The sequence below is a fragment of the Amycolatopsis sp. lyj-84 genome (assembly GCF_046549075.1).
Lineage (GTDB): Bacteria > Actinomycetota > Actinomycetes > Mycobacteriales > Pseudonocardiaceae > Amycolatopsis.
In genome coordinates, this window is the sequence record NZ_JAJPWO010000003.1 from 453,979 (window position 1) to 469,314 (window position 15,336).

At 67.3% G+C, this 15,336-nt stretch carries 19 protein-coding genes; 13 read left to right on the plus strand and 6 right to left on the minus strand.

Translation table 11 applies throughout. The annotated features are described in order from the left end of the window. The first annotated feature begins 8 nt into the window (after positions 1-8). Entirely contained in the window at positions 9-1,232 is a 1,224-nt protein-coding gene (locus ACLJRM_RS12335; RefSeq protein ID WP_101612287.1) for an NADP-dependent isocitrate dehydrogenase, read from the plus strand. A gap of 204 nt (positions 1,233-1,436) precedes the next feature. After that, positions 1,437-1,742, plus strand: coding sequence for a hypothetical protein (locus tag ACLJRM_RS12340; protein WP_101613722.1), 306 nt, complete (start codon positions 1,437-1,439; stop codon positions 1,740-1,742). Between the two features lie 96 nt (positions 1,743-1,838). Here the strand turns inward: ACLJRM_RS12340 and ACLJRM_RS12345 are convergent, their stop codons facing one another. Beyond that, positions 1,839-2,582 carry an MBL fold metallo-hydrolase gene (locus ACLJRM_RS12345; RefSeq protein ID WP_101612288.1) on the minus strand — a complete coding sequence of 248 codons (744 nt, stop codon included), beginning with the start codon at positions 2,580-2,582 and terminating at the stop codon, positions 1,839-1,841. Positions 2,583-2,653: 71 nt separating this feature from the next. Here ACLJRM_RS12345 and ACLJRM_RS12350 point away from each other — a divergent pair, with 71 nt between their 5' ends. The 5 genes from ACLJRM_RS12350 to ACLJRM_RS12370 all read left to right on the plus strand — a co-directional run bounded on the left by ACLJRM_RS12350 (position 2,654) and on the right by ACLJRM_RS12370 (position 5,514). Beyond that, positions 2,654-3,088 (plus strand): SRPBCC family protein, encoded by a 435-nt coding sequence (locus tag ACLJRM_RS12350; RefSeq protein ID WP_101612289.1) that lies wholly within the window; start codon positions 2,654-2,656, stop codon positions 3,086-3,088. Positions 3,089-3,114: 26 nt separating this feature from the next. After that, a complete protein-coding gene (locus tag ACLJRM_RS12355) occupies positions 3,115-3,921 on the plus strand; it encodes an exodeoxyribonuclease III (protein WP_101612290.1) in 807 nt (268 codons plus the stop codon). A 59-nt stretch (positions 3,922-3,980) separates the two neighbouring features. Beyond that, positions 3,981-4,289: a nucleotidyltransferase family protein gene (locus ACLJRM_RS12360; protein WP_101613723.1), complete on the plus strand. Its 309-nt coding sequence runs from the start codon at positions 3,981-3,983 to the stop codon at positions 4,287-4,289. Further along, a complete protein-coding gene (locus tag ACLJRM_RS12365) occupies positions 4,279-4,617 on the plus strand; it encodes a DUF86 domain-containing protein (RefSeq protein ID WP_101612291.1) in 339 nt (112 codons plus the stop codon). Before ACLJRM_RS12360 ends, ACLJRM_RS12365 begins: the two co-directional genes overlap by 11 nt. 69 nt (positions 4,618-4,686) lie before the next feature. After that, on the plus strand, positions 4,687-5,514 hold the full coding sequence (locus tag ACLJRM_RS12370; RefSeq protein ID WP_410663045.1) for a hypothetical protein: 828 nt from the start codon (positions 4,687-4,689) through the stop codon (positions 5,512-5,514). Here ACLJRM_RS12370 and ACLJRM_RS12375 read toward each other — a convergent pair. Next, a complete protein-coding gene (locus ACLJRM_RS12375; protein WP_410663046.1) occupies positions 5,508-6,008 on the minus strand; it encodes a cupin domain-containing protein in 501 nt (166 codons plus the stop codon). The two genes, ACLJRM_RS12370 and ACLJRM_RS12375, sit on opposite strands and share 7 nt — an antisense overlap. Before the next feature lie 64 nt (positions 6,009-6,072). Between ACLJRM_RS12375 and ACLJRM_RS12380 the strand changes: the two genes are divergently transcribed. Beyond that, complete coding sequence (locus ACLJRM_RS12380) at positions 6,073-6,570, plus strand: MarR family winged helix-turn-helix transcriptional regulator (protein ID WP_410663047.1); 498 nt, start codon at positions 6,073-6,075, stop codon at positions 6,568-6,570. Positions 6,571-6,629: 59 nt separating this feature from the next. Here the strand turns inward: ACLJRM_RS12380 and ACLJRM_RS12385 are convergent, their stop codons facing one another. After that, complete coding sequence (locus ACLJRM_RS12385; RefSeq protein WP_101612294.1) at positions 6,630-7,508, minus strand: glycoside hydrolase family 19 protein; 879 nt, start codon at positions 7,506-7,508, stop codon at positions 6,630-6,632. A 399-nt stretch (positions 7,509-7,907) separates the two neighbouring features. On the opposite strand from ACLJRM_RS12385, the gene ACLJRM_RS12390 reads away from it, so the two are divergent. Beyond that, a complete protein-coding gene (locus ACLJRM_RS12390) occupies positions 7,908-8,234 on the plus strand; it encodes a hypothetical protein (protein ID WP_410663183.1) in 327 nt (108 codons plus the stop codon). Positions 8,235-8,843: 609 nt separating this feature from the next. Here the strand turns inward: ACLJRM_RS12390 and ACLJRM_RS12395 are convergent. Next, positions 8,844-9,590: a S1 family peptidase gene (locus ACLJRM_RS12395; protein WP_101612296.1), complete on the minus strand. Its 747-nt coding sequence runs from the start codon at positions 9,588-9,590 to the stop codon at positions 8,844-8,846. Between the two features lie 163 nt (positions 9,591-9,753). Between ACLJRM_RS12395 and trpS the strand changes: the two genes are divergently transcribed. Further along, positions 9,754-10,773, plus strand: a complete 1,020-nt coding sequence (gene trpS, locus ACLJRM_RS12400; protein WP_101612297.1) for a tryptophan--tRNA ligase — start codon at positions 9,754-9,756, stop codon at positions 10,771-10,773. Between the two features lie 41 nt (positions 10,774-10,814). Further along, entirely contained in the window at positions 10,815-11,837 is a 1,023-nt protein-coding gene (locus ACLJRM_RS12405) for a YhjD/YihY/BrkB family envelope integrity protein (RefSeq protein WP_101612298.1), read from the plus strand. Between the two features lie 4 nt (positions 11,838-11,841). On the opposite strand, the gene ACLJRM_RS12410 is transcribed toward ACLJRM_RS12405, so the two are convergent. After that, positions 11,842-12,078: a hypothetical protein gene (locus ACLJRM_RS12410; RefSeq protein ID WP_101612299.1), complete on the minus strand. Its 237-nt coding sequence runs from the start codon at positions 12,076-12,078 to the stop codon at positions 11,842-11,844. Positions 12,079-12,211: 133 nt separating this feature from the next. After that, positions 12,212-13,450 (minus strand): D-alanyl-D-alanine carboxypeptidase family protein, encoded by a 1,239-nt coding sequence (locus ACLJRM_RS12415; protein ID WP_168214494.1) that lies wholly within the window; start codon positions 13,448-13,450, stop codon positions 12,212-12,214. Positions 13,451-13,493: 43 nt separating this feature from the next. Between ACLJRM_RS12415 and ACLJRM_RS12420 the strand changes: the two genes are divergently transcribed. Then, entirely contained in the window at positions 13,494-13,748 is a 255-nt protein-coding gene (locus tag ACLJRM_RS12420) for an SCO4848 family membrane protein (RefSeq protein WP_026467335.1), read from the plus strand. 79 nt (positions 13,749-13,827) lie between these two features. Next, complete coding sequence (locus ACLJRM_RS12425; protein ID WP_410663048.1) at positions 13,828-15,240, plus strand: S8 family peptidase; 1,413 nt, start codon at positions 13,828-13,830, stop codon at positions 15,238-15,240. The last annotated feature ends 96 nt before the right edge of the window (positions 15,241-15,336 follow it).

The following is a 15,336-nucleotide window of genomic DNA, read 5'->3' on the forward strand; positions in this document are numbered from 1 at the left end:
CGCTGCTCATGGCCAAGATCAAGGTCCAGGGCACCGTCGTCGAGCTCGACGGCGATGAGATGACCCGCATCATTTGGCAGTTCATCAAGGACAGGCTGATCCACCCGTACCTGGACGTGGACCTGGAGTACTACGACCTGGGCATCGAGGAGCGGGACCGCACCGACGACCAGGTCACCATCGATTCGGCCAACGCGATCAAGAAGCACGGCGTCGGCGTCAAGTGCGCCACGATCACGCCGGACGAGGCGCGCGTCGAAGAGTTCGGCCTGAAGAAGATGTGGCTCTCGCCGAACGGCACGATCCGCAACATCCTCGGCGGCGTGATCTTCCGCGAGCCGATCGTCATCCAGAACATCCCGCGCCTGGTGCCGGGCTGGACCAAGCCGATCATCATCGGCCGTCACGCGCACGGCGACCAGTACAAGGCGACCAACTTCAAGGTCCCCGGTCCCGGCACGCTGACCATCAGCTACACCCCGGACGACGGCTCCGAGCCGATGGAGTTCGAGGTCGCGAAGTTCCCCGAGGGCGGCGGCGTCGCCATGGGGATGTACAACTACCGCAAGTCCATCGAGGACTTCGCGCGCGCCTCGCTGCAGTACGGCCTCGACCGTGAGTACCCGGTCTACATGTCGACCAAGAACACCATCCTGAAGGCCTACGACGGCATGTTCAAGGACGTGTTCGAGGAGATCTACCAGGCCGAGTTCAAGGCCGACTTCGACGCCAAGGGCATCTCCTACGAGCACCGCCTGATCGACGACATGGTCGCCGCGGCGATGAAGTGGGAAGGCGGCTACGTCTGGGCCTGCAAGAACTACGACGGTGACGTCCAGTCCGACACGGTCGCGCAGGGCTTCGGCTCGCTGGGCCTGATGACGTCGGTGCTGCGCACCCCGGACGGCCGGACCGTCGAGGCCGAGGCCGCGCACGGCACGGTGACCCGGCACTACCGCCAGCACCAGCAGGGCAAGCCGACCTCGACCAACCCGATCGCGTCCATCTACGCGTGGACCCGGGGCCTCGAGCACCGCGGCAAGCTGGACTCGAACCAGGAGCTGATCGGGTTCGCGAACAAGCTGGAGAAGGTCGTCGTCGAGACCGTCGAGAGCGGCAAGATGACCAAGGACCTCGCGCTGCTGATCAGCAAGGACCAGGCGTTCCAGACCACCGAGGAGTTCCTCGCGACGCTGGACGACAACCTGGCCAAGAAGATCGCCCAGGGCTGAGCTTCGCGGTAAGTACCTGAAGGCCCCCTTCCTCACGGGAGGGGGCCTTCACGTATCCGGGGCAGCGTTGTGACGGTGGGTAGCGCGAACGCCGTCCGGTTGGCGCCTCCGGGTGGTTGGCAATCAGGGAACTGGGCGACCGCCCCGGCTTCTGCCACTCTGGTCGAGGCAGAAAACGATTCCCTTGTTCGAGGAGTGACCATCATGGCCATCTCGAAACCGGTCTTGTTCCTCGGCGCCGGTGCGGCGCTGATCGTCGTCGTCGCCATTTCGGGACAAGACAGGGAGTCGAGCGCTTCGAGCCCGACCGGTTGCCAGGTCGTGGTGACGGCCGACGTGCTCAACGCGCGCGACACCCCCGGCGGTCAGAAGATCGTCGGCAAGTACGTCAAGGACGCGAAGATCGACGCGCAGCCGGTGGTCGAGAACGGCTTCCGCAAGATCGCCGAGGGCAAGTGGGTCTCCGCCCAGTTCGCGCCCCCGGTCGAAGGCTCCAAATGCGGCCCTTGACCTGCCGGATCGCGTTTAGCCCGCTAAACGCGACCGGCGAGACGCGTCGCGATTAGCCCGCTAAACGCGAGTGGGCGCTGACCTGCGGGATCGCGTTTAGCCCGCTAAACGCAAGTGGGTGCCTTCCTCGGCCGCCAGTACCTCGCCGCTGAACTCCTCCCGCGCCTCCGCCACCGAGACTTCGCGGTCGGAACCGGGCCAGAAGTGGGTCAGCAGCAGCCGCCGGGCACCCCCGCGTTCGGCCCAGTACCCGGCCTCGCCCGCCGTCGACACCAGCCGCGGCGTCTCGTCGGGAGACGGGCCCTGCAGCGTGGCGTCGGCGATGAGCAGGTCGGCGTCGCGCGCGAGCTCCGCCAGGACCGGGCTGGGTCCGCTGTCGCCCGTGTACGCGACGGTGAGCCCGGGCGCGGTCAGTCGGACCCCGTAGTTCGGCACATGGTGCGGCAGCAGGAACGTCGTCATCCGGAACGGCCCGACCTCTCGCGGCGGGCCGAGGCCGGACACGTCGAAAATCGTCGTCGGATGCGGCCGCGGCTCCAGCGCTTCGAGCCGCCGGACCGTCCCCGGCGTGCAATGCAGCGGGATCCTCGGCTCGCCCGGCAGCCCGTAGGCGCGGGCACGGCCGAGCGCGCTCACATCGGCACAGTGATCAGGGTGTTCGTGCGTGACCACCACCGCGTCGACCCGCCCGCCCGGGCAGTGTTCGAACAGCCGCGACGCGGCGCCGTAGCCGAGGTCGAGCACGATCTTGAAACCCTCGTGGACCAGGAGGAATCCGGCGCAGGCCCGGCCGGGTTCCGGCCAAGCGCCGCAGCTGCCCAGCACGGTCAGCTCGCTCATGCGCGCAGTCTCGCAGAACCCGCGCGGTAACGGCGCGCGCTTTCCGGCGACTTCGTGACCGGAGGTCCGTCATGAAGCAGGTCCAGAGCCGGGTCGTCACCCCGAAGCCGATCGACGAGGTCTACGCCTATCTCGCCGACTTCACCAACCAGCCGGAATGGCGCTTCGACGTCGTGTCGTGCTCGCTCGCGTCCGGAGAGGGCGGCGCGCCGGGGGCGAAGTACCACCAGCGGGTGAAACCGCGAGGCAAGGAAATCGACAGCGAAGTCGAGTTGACCCGCGCCGACAAGCCAGCCGAGGTCGCGTTCCGCACGCTGGATCCGGGCCCGGTCACCGTGTCGGGCGCCTGGCATCTCAAGAGCACCGGCACCGGGACCGAGGTGATCTGCGACGTCGTCATCGAGACGCACGGATTCCTGCGGTTGCTGGAGTTCACCATGGGCCCGTCGCTGCGGAAGATCTCGGACCGCTACGAACGGGATCTCTCCGCGCGGCTCAACCCCTGACGAATCTGTCGGACCCTCCGAGTAGCGTGCGGAGGGTGCTGACCGTCTCCACTGTGAATGTCAACGGCCTCCGCGCCGCCGCGAAAAAGGGCTTCATCGAGTGGCTCGGCTCCACCAAGGCCGACGTCGTCGCCTGCCAGGAGGTCCGGGCCGAGCTCAAGGAGCTCCCGGCCGGTGCCGCCGCGCCCGAAGGCTGGCACGTGGTGCACGCGCCCTCGGCGCAGAAGGGGCGCAACGGCGTCATGCTCTTCAGCCGGGCCGAGCCGGACGAGGTCCGCATCGGTTTCGGCGAGCCCGAATTCGAGGACAGCGGCCGCTACGCCGAGATCCACCTGCCGAACGTCGTGGTCGCGAGCCTGTACCTGCCCAGCGGCGATGTCGGTACTCCGCGCCAGGACGAGAAGGAACGCTTCATGGCGGCGTTCCTGCCGTATCTCGTCGACCTGCGCGCCAAGGCGGCGGCCGGCGGCCGTGAGGTGGTCGTCGTTGGTGACTGGAACATCGCCTACGAGAACATCGACCTGAAGAACTGGCGAGGGAACCAGAAGAGCTCGGGCTTCCTGCCGGAGGAGCGGGAGTGGCTCGGCCGCGTGTTCACCGAGGCCGGTTACGTCGACGTGCAGCGCAAACTCGATCCGGAAGGCCCCGGCCCGTACACCTGGTGGTCGTACCGCGGGAAGGCGTTCGACAACGACTCGGGCTGGCGCATCGACTGCCAGATCGCCACCCCCGGCCTCGCCGAGCGGTGCACCTCCGTCGTGGTCGAGCGCGCCGAGTCCTACGACCAGCGCTGGTCGGATCACGCGCCGGTGACCGCGACCTACAGGGACTGAGCGTTCGCCGTGACCTGAGAGATCAGGTCAGGCACAATCAGGCTCAGGAGGTGGAGGTCGTGCACGAGTCGATCGAACTCAAGAAGCGCGAAATCGAGGAGCTTTGCCGGACACACTCGGTGAGCCGCCTCGATTTGTTCGGCTCCGCCGTGAGTGACAGGTTCGACTCGGTGTCAAGCGATGTCGACGTGCTCGTCGAGTTCGACGCGGGGCCGGGGTTCGACTACTTCGGTACGTATTTCGATCTGAAGGAAGGCCTCGAGCGGATATTGGACCGGCCGGTCGACCTCGTCAGTGTGACCAGCATCCGCAATCCTTACTTCAAGCAACAGGTACTGGAGACCCGGGAGCTTCTCTATGCGGCGTGACGCTCGCGCTTACCTTTGGGATGCATCCAGGGCAGCGGAACTGCTGAGAGAGTTCAGCGAGGGCGAGGACTTCGACAGCTATCGATCGAACGCCATGCTGCGCTCGGCGGTTGAGCGTCAGTTCGAGATCATCGGTGAGGCGCTGAACCAGCTGTCCAAGTTGGATAGCGGTCTTGCGGCGCAAGTGCCCGACCTCGGGCGTATCGTCGCATTTCGCAATATCCTCATCCATGGATACGCGACGGTTGACGACGCCTTGGTGTGGCAGGTACTCACTGAGAGGCTTCCTGGCTTGATCGACGTTCTGCGGCGGTTGCAGGATGCGTAGGTCCGAACGATGCACCGCCCCCTCGTGACGGCGGCCTGCTCCGGCTGACACACGAAGAAATCGGGGGCTGTGTTGGAAACGAACGAAGCCAAGCGGATCGAGGCGACGAACGCCGAGCGCTACGCGATGTCCGGTCAGTACGGGTGGGAGTTCAGCCCGGACGCGCCGAACCTCCTGGAACGCTGGACGGTGCTGCCGTTCAACCAGCGCGGGGACAAGCGGATCGCGTTCGGCGCGCTGAGCGGTGCCTACCAAGGGCTGCGGTTCAACGTCTTCGACTACCACCGCCGCCCGACGGTCACGAGCGTGCACACCCGGTGGACGAACAAGAAGGTCAACGAACTCGACACGCTCTCGATCGACTCGGTCTGGGTGATCACCCTGCCCGCGCCGATGCCGAATTTCCAGATCGTGTCGAGTATCGAATCCGCTTGGGACGTCGAGCAGTATCCCGAGCCCGCCACGGCGGACCGGAAGTTCAACCGCTGGTACAAGCTGATCGACACGGATCCGAACGTCGCGGTCCAGGTGCTCACGCCGCAGGTCGCCGGCCTGATGCGGTCGTCGAAGCTGCACACGTGGTCGCTGGTGGGGGCGGAACTGGTCTACGTCGAGAATCCGACGTTCGGCCGGACCAAACCGGAGGACGTGCTCGCGACGCTGGGCAGGCTCGCGCAGCTGGTTTCGATGCTGCCGTTCCACCTCGGTGGCGGGCAGCCCGCCGCGCCACCACCGCAGCAGCCCCAGTATCCGCAGCAGCCGTATCCGCCGCAGAATCCCGGTCACCCGCAGCAATATCCGCCTCCGCCGCAGTACGGCCAGCAGCCGTACCAGCCCGGATATCCGCCGCCCGGGCCGTACGGACCGCCGCCGGGATACCCGCCGCGCGGCTACTGACGGGCCTTCGCGCTTTCCGTCCACACTGGACTCTCGGTGAAGTGGTTGTCGAATTTTTCCTGGCTGTCCAAGAGATCTTGGACAGTCGCCTCGCCGTGTCCGACCTTCTCCAGAAGCCGGAAGTAGTCGAACCGTTCCACGCCGGGGACGAACACGATCAGCACGTCCGCCGAGGAGTCCGCAGCCGCGCGGAAAGCGTGCGTGGTCAGCGGTGGGACGACGAGCATGTCGCCCTCGGAAACGGTGACGATCTCTTCTCCCACAAGGACTTCCAGCTTTCCGCCGAGTATGAAGAACATCTCGGACGAGCCGGTGTGGTAGTGCGGCGCCGCTCCATCTGCGCCGACGCCTAGTTGTGTTCTCGCACTGCTCATCACTCCGCCTGTGGTCGAGACGTCGGCGAGCAGCGTGACGAGTGTGGGGGCCGCGCCGACGGTCTCGGCTTCGCCGGCGCGGACGAGGACGGGTTCGCGGGTTTCGATGCGCTGAGTCATACCCGGATAGTTCCACTGCTGATAGTTCGCTGTCAAACTATCTCCCGTCGAATAGACTGCGCCCGTGAACGAAGTGCGAAACGCCGACGCGATCGACGCGGTGGTCGGCGCCTGGCGGCGCGAGCGACCGGAACTGGACTTGACCGCGATCGGGGTCGCCGGGCGGCTCGGCCGCGCGGTACTGCTGACCACGCCGATGGTGGAGGCCGTGTTCGCGAAACACGGCTTGAAGCAGGGGGAGTTCGACGTGCTCGCGGCGCTCAGGCGGTCGGGGAAGCCGTACACGCTCATCCCGTCCGAGCTGTCCGCGACGCTGATGATGTCCAGGGCCGGGATGACCAGCCGGATCGACCGGCTCGAGTCGGCGGGGCTGGTCGAGCGTGCGCTCGACCCCGAGGACCGGCGCAGTTTCCGGGTCACGCTGACCGAGCGCGGGTTCGAGGTCGTCGACGCCGCGATGACCGAGCACACCGCGAACGTCGCGAAGCTGCTTTCGCCGCTGGGCGAGGATCTCGACGTCCTGGATGCCTCGTTGCGGCGGCTGCTGAACTCCCTTGAGTGACGAAGGGGCCCTTCGCCGCATCGCATGCGGTGAATGGCCCCTTCAGCTCTTCGGGTGGGTCAGCAGGACAGGTTGCCACCGGGGTTGACGCCGAGGATCCCGGTGAACTGCTGGTACTTGCTCACGCGGCTCTGGACCTGGCCGGGGTTGCCGCCGTTGCACTCGAGGCTCCCGTTGATGCTGCGGATGGTCTCGCCGAAGCCGCGGCTGTTGACCATCGCGTCGTGCGGGGTCATCGTGCCGGGTCCGTTCTGCGTCATCCAGTACCAGATGCCGGTCTTCCAGGCGACCGCCGCGTCGTTCTGCACCAGCCACGGGTTGGTCAACAGCGGCAGGCCCAGCGCGTCGCCGGCGGCCTTGTAGTTGAAGTTCCAGCTCAGCTGGATCGGGCCGCGGCCGTAGTACGCGGCGTTGCCCGCCGGGCAGCCGTAGGACTGGCTCGTGTCGCAGTAGTGCGGGTAGTTGGCCTGGTTCTGCTCGACGACGTGGACCAGGCCGCCGGTCTCGTGGCTGACGTTCGCCAGGAAGGCCGCCGCCTCCTGCTTCTTGACGGTATCGCTGCCGGTGCCCGCGAAGGCCGGGTACGCGCTGAGGGCGGTGACCAGGCCGTTGTAGGTGTAGAAGGAGTTCCGGCTCGGGAACATCTGGTTGAACTGGGCTTCGCTGACCACGAAACCGGACGGGTGCTGCCCGCCGCCGCCACAGGTGCCCTGATCGGCCCATACCTGCGCCGTACCTGGGGTTTCGTTCTGCGTCCACCACTTCGCGGACCAGTTGTGCCCGTTGTGGGAGGCGGTGTTGCCACCCCAGTAGACCGAGCTCGCGTTCCACGGTGCCACGCAGTCCGCGGCGGAGGCGGACTGGGCCGGGACGACCACGGCGACCGTGGTGGCGGCGAAGGTGGCGGCGACCGCCGCGAGAATGCGTCGAAGAGACATCGGTGGCTCCTTCGTACGAGGGGACCATGCAGGGAGATTGGTCTATACCTTTTAAGGGGTATGGCCAACAGGTATAGACCATTGCGGACAAGAAACCAACCGGTGAAAGTCGGATAGTCCCTGTTCGGCCCTGTGGCGACATCCGAACGGCCTAACCCTGTCCGGTTTTGTCAGAAACCGTTTCGGGGCATGGCAACTCTGAGACGAGGGGTGCTCGAAAGATCCCCCCTGTGAGGGGCTAGTCTCGTGCCCCGAGTTGATCAGAACCCACAGGTCTTGACACGCTCGGTAGTTTTTTGACCAGCAACCTGGAAATGCTCACTCTTTCGGGTTAGCGTTCCGGTTCAGCAAAGTCACGTCACGGGAGGCACTCCGGTGCGGAACCCAGTTCATCTCCTGATGCGGTCGGCCCTGGCCTCGGCCAGGGTGGCGGCGGTCATCGCGGTCCCGGCCGCGCTGCTCGTCGCGGGCGCTGTGCCAGCGTCGGCCGCTGAGTCGACGTCGCGCTCGGAGATGGCGTTCGGTCTCTTGGGCCCGGTCGGCCTGATCGCCGTCGCGCTCGGCATCGTCGGCATGGCGTTCGGGGTGTTCCGGCAGCGCCGGAAGGCTCGCGCCGCGGCCAATGCCGCCCCCGTTCCCGTCCAGCCCACCGGCCCGGGTGTCGCCGCGATGGCCGAGGCCGTCCTCGGCGAGCGCGATGCCCTCGCCCGCCCGCAGCGTCCCTGACCTGCGTCTTCTCGTTTGCGGATCGCGTTTAGCCCGCTAAACGCGACACGCCCGCCGGATCGCGATTAGCCCGCGAAAGTCGACCTGGCGCCGGTCTCGTTGCGGATCGCGTTTAGCCCGCTAAAGGCGAGTCCGCCCGCGGGTGCGCCACCGGCTCCCGGATCGCGTTTAGCCCGCTAAACGCAGGTCGGCGCGGAGCCCGGTAGATCGCGATTAGCCTGCTAAAGGCGACGCGCTGGATTTGTTGAGTAGGGGCACCTAGTCCGGCCCGGATTGTTTAGGCGCTCGCTGATCGCCACGCTCGGGTGCATGACGGTGACGCGGCGTCGCAGCCGGCCCGGTGACCCCTTTCCGCGTGCCTTGGACCGGGCGATCACCGACAGCGGCCTTGGACTCGACCGGATCCGGCACCGGCTCGCCCAGCAGGGCGTCAAGGTCAGTGTCGCGACCCTGAGCTACTGGCGGACAGGAAGAAGCCGCCCCGAGCGGTGCGACTCCCTGAAGGCGGTCGCGCTGCTGGAGCGGCTTTTCGAACTTCCGCACGGTTCCTTGCTGAACCGGCTGGGACCGCGTCGCCCCAGGGGGCGGTGGGGCGACGCGGGGGCCGGGTCAGACTCCGGAGTTGGTGCGGATCCAGCTGCGGAAGTAGGGGACGTCCACGTAGATCGACGGCCCGGTCGCGCAGGTGCTGCTGTTGTTCCCGGCGCGGCTCGTGGCGCCGACCAGCTGCCAGACACCGTTGACCTGCTTCACCTGCGGGCCGCCAGAGTCGCCGTAGCAGGCGCCCTTGTTCCCGCCGGGGTTGTTGGTGCAGATCTCGCTCGCGCCGCTGATCCCGAGACAACGGTTGTCGGCGACGATCGAGGTGTCCAGCTGCTGCAGGGTGACCGGGGCACCACAGCCGCCCTGCGGGGCGCAGGTCTGGCCCCAGCCGATGATCCGCGTCGCGGTGCCGACGGCCCCGGACGCGTCAGCGATCGTGACCGGCGCCTGCGAAACCGCCGTCGAGAGACGCAGCAGCGCCAGGTCGGCGCTCGGGTGGGCGATCCGCTGGGCCACGCGGGCCACGGTGCCGCCGCTGGTGCGGTTCGTGGTTCCGACCCGCACCTGGTACGGCGTGCCGCAGTGCTTCGCGGTGACCACCCAGGTCGAGCTGATCAATGACCCACCACACTGATGCCCGCCGCCGCTCGACTGCTGGGACACCATGAACGAATAGACCTGCGTCGCGTTGCCGCCGCCGACGATGTTCGGCTGGACGCCGCCGGTGGGCTCGGCCGCCGTCGCGACGCCGGGGAGGGTGAACACGGCCGCAGCCGCGATGGCCAAGCCCATCAGCAGGGATCGTGCCTTCATCTGGGTTCTCCTTCGGTGTGGCCGGAAGATCCGGTGCCATGAACGCTAGGAATCGGACACCGCGCCCAGAACCGTCGGAAGTATGTGGCGTTTAACCGTTTAGACCTTTCGGCCGGGGCGAGGCCGGATGACCCGCCGCGGCGTGGCCTGAGAGAATCCGGGCGTGTCCGACGAACTGAAGCGCCCGCGGGTGCTCTCCGGGATCCAGCCGACCGCCGACTCGTTCCACCTGGGCAACTACCTGGGTGCGCTGCGGCAATGGGTGCGGCTGCAGGACACCCATGACACCTTCTACATGGTCGTCGACCTGCACGCGATCACCGTCGAGCAGGACCCGAAGGTGCTGCGGGACCGCACGCGCCGCTCGGCCGCGCAGCTGCTCGCACTCGGCGTCGATCCGGCCCGCAGCGCGCTGTTCGTCCAGAGCCAGGTGCCCGAGCACGCCCAGCTGAGCTGGGTGCTGGAGTGCCAGACCGGGTTCGGCGAGGCGAGCCGGATGACGCAGTTCAAGGACAAGGCCGCGAAACAGGGCACGGATCGCGCCAGCGTCGGCCTGTTCACCTACCCGGTCCTGCAGGCCGCGGACATCCTGCTGTACCAGGCGAACGAGGTCCCCGTCGGCGAGGACCAGCGGCAGCACCTGGAGCTGACGCGCAACCTCGCGCAGCGGTTCAACAACCGCTACGGCAAGACGTTCACCGTGCCGGAGCCGCATATCGTCAAGGACACGGCGAAGATCTACGACCTGCAGGAGCCGACCGCGAAGATGAGCAAGTCCTCGTCGACCGGCAACGGCCTCATCGAGCTGCTCGAAGACCCGAAGAAGTCGGCGAAGAAGGTCCGCTCGGCGGTCACCGACACCGGCCGCGAGATCGTCTTCGACACCGAGAACAAGCCGGGCGTCTCCAACCTGCTGACGATCCTCTCCGCGCTGACCGAACAGCCGGTCGCCGAACTCGAAACCGCCTTCGAGGGCAAGGGCTACGGCGACCTGAAGAAGGGCGTCGCCGAGGCGTTCGTCGACTGGGTCACTCCGGTCCAGGAACGCGTCCAGTCCTACATGGACGACGTCGCCGAGCTCGACAAGGCGCTGGCCCTCGGAGCACAGCGGGCACGGGAAGTCGCTTCGGTGACTTTGCGGAACGTCTACGAGAACATCGGATTCCTTCCCCCGGCAGGCTGATTCGCGCTGCGCGCCGCGGTGGGCGTGGTTAGCGTCAACAGGTGGCGAAAGATGACGGCGCGAAGCCGGACGAGGACAAGCTGCTACCGCGCTTGAGGCGGAAGTACGGCTGGCTCGATCACCTCATCCGGGCGAACGACGCCTTCACCGAGCGCTACGGCAACCACTACGCCGCGGCCATCACCTACTTCAGCGTGCTTTCGGTGATCCCGATCCTGATGGTCGCCTTCGCGGTCATCGGGCTGGTCGTCGCCGGCGATCAGACGGTGCTCAACCAGATCACCGACGGCATCAACAAATCGGTGCCCGACGGTCTGCGCGATCTGGTCGGCGGCATCGTCGGCGCGGCGCTGAAGTCCGGCGGCGGTATCGGGATCTTCGGTCTGGTGCTCGCGCTGTACTCCGGCGTCGGCTGGATGACGAACCTGCGTGACGCGCTGACCGCCCAATGGGGTCAGGAAAAGAAGCAGCTGCCGCTGGTTTCGACGACGATCAAGGATCTGCTGTCGCTGGTCGGGCTCGGTGTCGCGCTGGTGGTCTCGTTCGGTCTCACCGCGGCGGGCAGCGGCATCGGGCGGTTCCTGCTCGAACTGGTCGGCCTGCAGGACCAAGGTTGGGCCGTGTTCCTGCTGAAGGTCGCGACGATCCTGCTCGGTCTGCTCGCGAACACACTGGTGTTCCTGTGGGTCATCGCGAGGCTTCCGCGCGAGCACGTCGCGCTGCGCAGCGCGGTCAAGGGCGCGATCTTCGCCGCCGTGGGGTTCATCGTGCTCCAGCAGGGCGCGACCCTCTACCTCGGCAGCGTCACGAAGTCACCGGCGTTCACCTTGTTCGGCCCGGTGATCGGCCTGCTGGTTTTCGCGAACCTGGTTTCGCGGTTCCTACTGTTCGTCACCGCGTGGACGGCGACGGCGAAGGAGAACATGTCGACGGTCATCGAGCCGCCGGCCCCCGTGTCCATTCACCCGAGGGTGACCGTCCAGCAGGGGCCGGGGCTCGGTGCCGTCGGCGGGGCTTTCGCGACCGGAGCGCTTTTGGGCTGGCTCGGCCGCCGGAAGTCCTGACCGGCTACTGGCCGGGCTGCTGCGGAACCTGCTGGGCGACGGGCGCCGGCTCGGCCTGCGCTGCCTTGTTCTTGCGGACGAGGCCCGCGACGAGCAGGGCGATGCCGAGAACGCCGACGACGATGCCGAGCACCGGCTGGTAGTCCTCGGCCCACATCAGCAGGACGAACTGACGGTCGGTGTAGGTCAGCGCGACCGAGCCGAAACCGAGCAGGATGAACAGGAACGCGAGTCTCTGCATGGAGAAAACACCTCGGAAATGAGTACGTGAAATCGGGGACACCCATGGCCGTCCCCCGAACGGCTCGCAGGTGGAGACCGAAAGGTTAGCGGCCGGAGCCGTCGCTGTCCGCCGATTTCACGTTCCGGGCCGTTCAGTTCCCGGACAACGCCTTTTTGCGCTGGTGACCGATGACGAACGAAGCCACGATGATCAGGAAGACGACCAGGGTGATGATCCAGCCCGTCACTCCGAACGGGTCTTCCGCCGCGGCGGCGGCGCCGCTGTTCGACGTGCCGTCACCGTTCGGAGCGGGTTTGGCCACTTCCGGGTTCACGGCTTCCGCCGGTTTGTAGTCGATCCGCCCGACCGATTCGGCTTTGGCCTCGCGCAGCGCGATGCCGTAGTCGAGAAGTTTCGCGGCCTGTTCGGTGACCCGCGTCGGACGCTGCTCGGCGCGGAGCATCACGACCGCGACCCGGTGGCCGTTCTGGAGAGCGCCGCCGACGTAGGTGTGGCGCGAGTCGTCGGTGAAACCGGTCTTTCCGCCGAGGAATCCGGGATAAACGCCGAGGAGCTTGTTGTCGTTGTAGACCGTGATGACCGGCTTTCCCGCGGTGGGCGGGATTTCGAAGCTCTTGGTCTTGACCACCTTCGCGAATTCCGGCTGTTTCATCGCGTGGTGGAAGATCAGGCTCATGTCGTAGGCCGAGGTCGACATGCCGGGGCCGTCTAGCCCGGACGGCGTCGCGGCCCGCGTGTCCGTGGCACCGATGCGGAGCGCCAACGCGTTCATCTTCGCGAGGGTGGCGTCGACACCGCCGAGCACGGTGGAGAGCGCGTGCGCCGCGTCGTTGCCGGAATGCATCAGCAGCCCGTGCAGCAGTTGGTCCACTGTGTACTGACCGCCGGCGGCGATGCCGACACAGGTGCACTCCTGCTCGGCGTCCTCCTTGGTCGGGGTGATGACCTTGTTCGGCGGAAGTTCGGTGACCACGACCAGCCCGAGCAGGGTTTTGATCAGCGACGCCGGCCGCTGCCGGGCGTGCGGATCCTTCGCCGCGATGATGTCGCCGGTTTCGAGGTCCTGCAGCACCCAGGACGCGGCGGTGGATCCCTCGGGCGGGTTCAGCGCGCGCTTCGGGAGCACGAGCCCGCATTCGGCCATCCGGTCGCCACCCACCGGGACCGGCGGAACCGGCAACGGCTCCGGCACGACCTCGCCGGGGCGCGGCTTCTCGGAGGTGTCGATGGGCGCGGGAGGCGTCGTCTTGTTCGCGCACGGCTGCGCCTGGGCTGGTGGCTTCGGCGCGGCTGTGGCCACCGGCGTCACCGCGAGGGCGAGCACACCGGAAACGAGGACCATGAGCGACCGGGAGATAGCGCTGTGCACCCGAGCAATGTAGCGTCGCCAGGCCCGGTTCATACTCAGGGGCATGCGCATTTCGCGAGGTACTTCGATGTTCCTGCTGGGTTTCGGCGTGTGGTCGTGGATCATCTGGATCACGTTCGCCAAGAACCTCTGGGACAGCGACCGCGCCTGGGCCGCCGACGGCTCGCCCACCGCGTACTTCATCGTGCACGCGGTGTTGACGGTCGTCTCGTTCGTGCTCGGCACCATCATCGGTTTGATCGGTCTGCGCACGCTTCGTGGCGCCAAGTCACGGGACGCGGAAAAGGCTGACGCCTGATCGGGTTTGTCGTCCTTTTGACGGTGGTGGGCCCGGCGTCGGCTCCCTAACGTTCACCTCACCGAATCATGGAGGTGGAATGTCCCGGATCAGACGCCTGCTCGTCCCCGCGCTCGTCGCGGCGGCGGCGGGAAGTGTCTTCGCGGCCCCGTCGGCGAGTGCCGCGCCCGCACCGCAGTGCGACACCGCGAGCGCGCCGTTCAACTACGTGGTGCTCTACAACCCGCGTACCCCGGAGCGCAAGGTCGACACCGAGCTGCGCGCCAAGTGCGGCGAGAAGGTGGCGTACTACCCGGAGATCGGGGTCGCGGTGGCGACCTCGCGCAACGCCGACTTCCAGGCGAAGATCGGCGTTTTCCGCGCCTACTCGGGCGGCCGTGACGTGGCGTTCCCGCCGGCGGCCTCGGCCAGGTCGACCCGCTCCGCCGTGGTCGACACCAAGGAGAACGAAGAGACCACCAGCGTCGCCGCCGAAGAGGACCTGTCGGCGCAGCAGTGGGACATGCGGGCGATCCAGGCTCCCGAGGCCAACAAGGTCTCCGGTGGCAGCCGCTCGGTGACCGTCGGCGTGCTGGACTCGGGCATCGAGCCCACCCACCCCGCGCTGAAGGCGGCCCTGGACCCGAAGACGTCCGCGGGCTGCAACACGGGCGCCCCCGACACCACGCCCGCCGCCTGGGCGCCGACGACCTCCGACCACGGCACGCACGTCGCGGGCACGATCGCGGGCAAGGACACCGCGCGCGGCTTCACCGGCATCGCGCCCGGCGTCAAGCTGGCCTCGGTGAAGGTCGTGAACGACGACGGCCTGATCCTCCCCGAAGCCGCCGTCTGCGGGTTCATGTGGGCCGCGAAGCACCGCTTCCCGGTGACGAACAACAGCTACTACATCGACCCGGGCATGTTCTACTGCTCGAAGGAGCCGGGTGACGCGGCCGCGTACGAGGCCGTCCGCCGCGCGGTGACCTACTCGACCGGCCGCGGTGTCCTGAACGTCGCCGCAGCCGGCAACAGCGGCTTCGACCCGGACAAGCAGACCGTGGACCCGAACCGGCCGCACCCGGTCGATAAGAGCTGCGGCATCCTGCCGAAGGCCATCGACGGCGTCGTCAACGTCTCGGCCATCGGCTACGCGGGCTCGAAGTCGTCGTACAGCAACTACGGCAACGACGTTTCGGTCACCGCTCCCGGTGGCGACCGCGCCCAGCTGCCGCCCACCGGCCAGGGCGCCGGTTGCCCGCTGTCGACGATCTTCAACGGCGCCTACGGCACCAAGTGCGGCACCTCGATGGCGTCCCCGCACGCCGCCGGTGTCGCCGCGCTGCTCGCGTCCCGCTACCGCCACGCTCCGCCCGTCGCGCTGAGGTGGCTGCTGGAGCACCAGGCCGACACGATCGCTTGCGGCACCGCTGCGCCGGTCTGTGAAGGCCCGGCGAAGGACAACTCGTACTACGGCCACGGCCGCGTCAACGCTCTGGACGCGGTGAAGTAGTTCGGCTGTCACGGGGCCGGTCCACGTTCGTGGGCCGGCCCCGTTTCGTTTTCCTGGCCCTTTCGACTGCGTCCTCGCTACGTTGTGAACACCTTC

Coding starts and splice junctions, on each gene's coding strand:
- ACLJRM_RS12395 (WP_101612296.1), bottom strand. CDS start 9,590: ATGAAGGCACGATCCCTGCTGATGGGCTTGGCCATCGCGGCTGCGGCC.
- ACLJRM_RS12340 (WP_101613722.1), top strand. CDS start 1,437: ATGGCCATCTCGAAACCGGTCTTGTTCCTCGGCGCCGGTGCGGCGCTG.
- ACLJRM_RS12385 (WP_101612294.1), bottom strand. CDS start 7,508: ATGTCTCTTCGACGCATTCTCGCGGCGGTCGCCGCCACCTTCGCCGCC.
- ACLJRM_RS12365 (WP_101612291.1), top strand. CDS start 4,279: ATGCGGCGTGACGCTCGCGCTTACCTTTGGGATGCATCCAGGGCAGCG.
- ACLJRM_RS12390 (WP_410663183.1), top strand. CDS start 7,908: ATGCGGTCGGCCCTGGCCTCGGCCAGGGTGGCGGCGGTCATCGCGGTC.
- ACLJRM_RS12425 (WP_410663048.1), top strand. CDS start 13,828: ATGTCCCGGATCAGACGCCTGCTCGTCCCCGCGCTCGTCGCGGCGGCG.
- ACLJRM_RS12375 (WP_410663046.1), bottom strand. CDS start 6,008: ATGACTCAGCGCATCGAAACCCGCGAACCCGTCCTCGTCCGCGCCGGC.
- ACLJRM_RS12410 (WP_101612299.1), bottom strand. CDS start 12,078: ATGCAGAGACTCGCGTTCCTGTTCATCCTGCTCGGTTTCGGCTCGGTC.
- ACLJRM_RS12335 (WP_101612287.1), top strand. CDS start 9: ATGGCCAAGATCAAGGTCCAGGGCACCGTCGTCGAGCTCGACGGCGAT.
- ACLJRM_RS12350 (WP_101612289.1), top strand. CDS start 2,654: ATGAAGCAGGTCCAGAGCCGGGTCGTCACCCCGAAGCCGATCGACGAG.
- ACLJRM_RS12420 (WP_026467335.1), top strand. CDS start 13,494: ATGCGCATTTCGCGAGGTACTTCGATGTTCCTGCTGGGTTTCGGCGTG.
- ACLJRM_RS12345 (WP_101612288.1), bottom strand. CDS start 2,582: ATGAGCGAGCTGACCGTGCTGGGCAGCTGCGGCGCTTGGCCGGAACCC.